This is a genomic window from Acidobacteriota bacterium (assembly GCA_003696075.1).
GTDB lineage: Bacteria > Acidobacteriota > Polarisedimenticolia > J045 > J045 > J045.
Map to the genome: position 1 here is coordinate 1 of RFHH01000223.1, position 2,747 is coordinate 2,747.

Below are 2,747 nucleotides of genomic sequence, written 5' to 3' on the forward strand. Positions count from 1 at the left end.
AAACCCCGCACGGACGGAGCGCCGGCAGCGTCCAGGATCATGGAACGCGGCGCTCTTCGCTTTCGGATCCAGGAACGCGGAATCCCCCTCCGGCCCCCGCAGCAGGATGTATAAGGAGAGCGAAGAATCGGTTGGGAGGACAGGCCATGAAGCGTCACGTTCTTCTCGCCGCTTCTCTGTTCTTCGTGATCTTCTGCGCAGGCACCGTCCCGGCCCGAGCGTGCGTGACATGCTCCGCCGACCACGTGTGCCAGGCCGCCGACGGTAACGGAGCGGAGCGCTGTTCGTCGTGGCGGCTGTGGAAGTTCCGCCGCTGCAAGCTGCGCGGGCACTGCGAGGCGACGCCCGGGGGCGGTGGCGGCGTCGTCCAGCCGGAGTCCGAGGCCGCTCTCGCGCCGGCGCGGCGACGGCTCGTGACCCCGGTCGGAATCTGGACGCGGAGCCTCCGGAGTTCCGGGGCCTGCGCGGCGTCCCCGCGCGACCGCGGGCCCGGCGCCGCCGGCGGACGCGCATGACGGCACCCGGTGCCGCAGCGGACCGGCGGCCGAACTCCGGGTCGCCGCGTCCGGCTCGCGGAAGGCTCCGGCGAACCGGCGGGGGCGGAAAGCGCTCGGCCGGGCGGTTCCTCGCCTCCGCGTTCCTGGTTCTGACGATCGCCGCGGCCGATGCCGAGTCGGCGGCGCGCCGCATCGAGGGGATCGTCGTCTCGCCCGGCGGTACCGCCATCGGGACGGCCTCCGTCGTGCTCTCCGGGCCCGGTGGGGAGAAGGCCGTCCCGGTCGACCCCGACGGCCGCTTCGCCGTCACCGCCGACACGGACGCGACATCGGCGATCACGGTGCGCGCGCCGGGGTTCTTCGATCGGCGCGTGGCCGTCGGGGGGGCCGCCTCGCGTCTCCGGGTCGTCCTGGCACCGAAGCCGGCTTGCGCCGGGCACCTGATCGACCGAGCGACGCACCGGCCGATCTCGGGCGCCCGTGTGCTCCTTCGCGGCGCCGACGGCGCGCTCCTCGCGGAGGCCGAGACCGGGGCTGCGGGCGACTTCCGCTTCGACGGTCTCGACCCGGGAGCGGTCACGCTCGAGGTTCACGCCGAAGGCTATGCCTCGCTTCGATATGCCGTCGAACTGCCCGCCGCGGGATCCGATATCGTGCTCTCCGCGGCACGTGCGATCCGGCTGGCGGGCGAGGTCCGGAACGGGGGCGGACGGCCGGTGGCCGGCGCGGATGTCCGCGCCGCCCCGATCGCCGGTGGTGAACCGATCGATCCCGCCTCGGTCGTCGCGGGACGGACGGACGATGCGGGCCGCTTCGAAATCGGCCCCGTGCCCGCCGGAGCGACACTGTTCGTCGCCGCCAGAACCGGCGACCACCGCATCGGTTTCGCTACCGTTCCGGCGACCGAAAACCCCGCGCGCATCGTCGTTTCGGAGACCGTTCCGGTCGCGGTGTGCGCCGAGTGGAAAGACAGCCACCAGCCGGTCGAAGCTCTCCGGATCGCCGCGCGCTCGGCGAACCTCGTCGCGGAGCGCCTCACGGCGCTGCGGTTCCTCGAAGCGGAAGGCCCGGCCCCGTCCCGCTGCGCCAGTCTCCGGCTTCCCGAGGGGCGGTACCATCTCGTCGTCTCCGCGGAGGGATCGCTGCCGGAAACGATCGAAAACGTGCATGTCGTCTCCGCGGCCGGCTCCCCGGAGCTGGGGCCGGTTCGTCTCGAGCGGGCGCAGCGACTGGGGCTGAGGGTCACCGACGAAAGTGGCGCGCCGGTGGCCGGGGCGGCGGTGCGCCTTCACGCGAGAGGTTGGGGAAGCAAGGTCGTCGCCCGGGCCTCGTCGGAGAGCGACGGCACGGCCGTGGTCGCGGGCGTGGCGCGAGGGCGGTACGGCCTCAAGGTCGAAGCTCCTGGATACCGGCCACTCTGGCTCGACGCCGTCGACGTGCCGGGCCCGGCCCGCACCGTTCGGCTTCGCCGCGGCGGGAGCATCGACATCCGCGCGTTCGACGCCGCAACCGGCGCACCGCTCACCTCGTTCACCGTGTCGGTATGGCCGGCGTTGCTCGACCCGCAAAGCTTCGACGAACGGACCCTCGCGTTGATGCGACCCCGGCGCTCGGAGGATGGGAGCGGGCACCTCCGGATCGACGGTCTTCCGCCGGGCGACTACCTGATTCGAGCGCGGAGCCGGGGTCACCGCTCTTTCGCCGGCGAAGTTCGCGTGGAAGACAGTACCGCGGATCAGCTCACGATCGAACTCGAGCCTGCCGAATGCGCGCGCGGGCTGGTGCTCGATGCCGAAACGGAGGAGCCGGTGCCCGGGGCGGTCATCGCGGCGACCGAATCGGACGAGCCGGCGGGCCCCACGCAGGAACCCGAGGTGCTGGCGACGAGCGGCATCGACGGCCGCTTCGAGGTTTGCGAGGCCTCCGAAGGCACGCGAGTCGAGGTGAGCGTCAGCCATCCGGACTATGCCCCCGTAGTCGTGACGCTTCTCGCGGACCGCGAGCGGACCGTGCTCCTGGGCCCGGGGGCCGCGCTCGAAGGTGTCCTTCTCTCCGACGAGGAGCATGCCGTCGCGGGATGGCGGGTCGAGGTGTCCGGACCCGGATGGAGGCGCCGAACGACGACCGGAGACGACGGCCGGTTCGCTTTCGCCCATCTTCCCGCGGGCCGGGTGAAGATGGTTCTGAGCGACCCCCTCGCGGACCCCCTGGCCGACCGGGAGACGCGCTACCTGACGCTGGAGGGCGGGA

General features: G+C 72.6%; 2 protein-coding genes. Both read left to right on the forward strand.

Translation table 11 applies throughout. The annotated features are described in order from the left end of the window. Positions 1-146 precede the first annotated feature (146 nt). A complete protein-coding gene (locus D6718_13590) occupies positions 147-515 on the forward strand; it encodes a hypothetical protein (protein RMG42619.1) in 369 nt (122 codons plus the stop codon). Further along, positions 512-2,747, forward strand: a 2,236-nt coding sequence (locus tag D6718_13595) for a hypothetical protein (GenBank protein ID RMG42620.1), incomplete at its 3' end; no start/stop codon positions are given. The genes D6718_13590 and D6718_13595, both read left to right, overlap by 4 nt.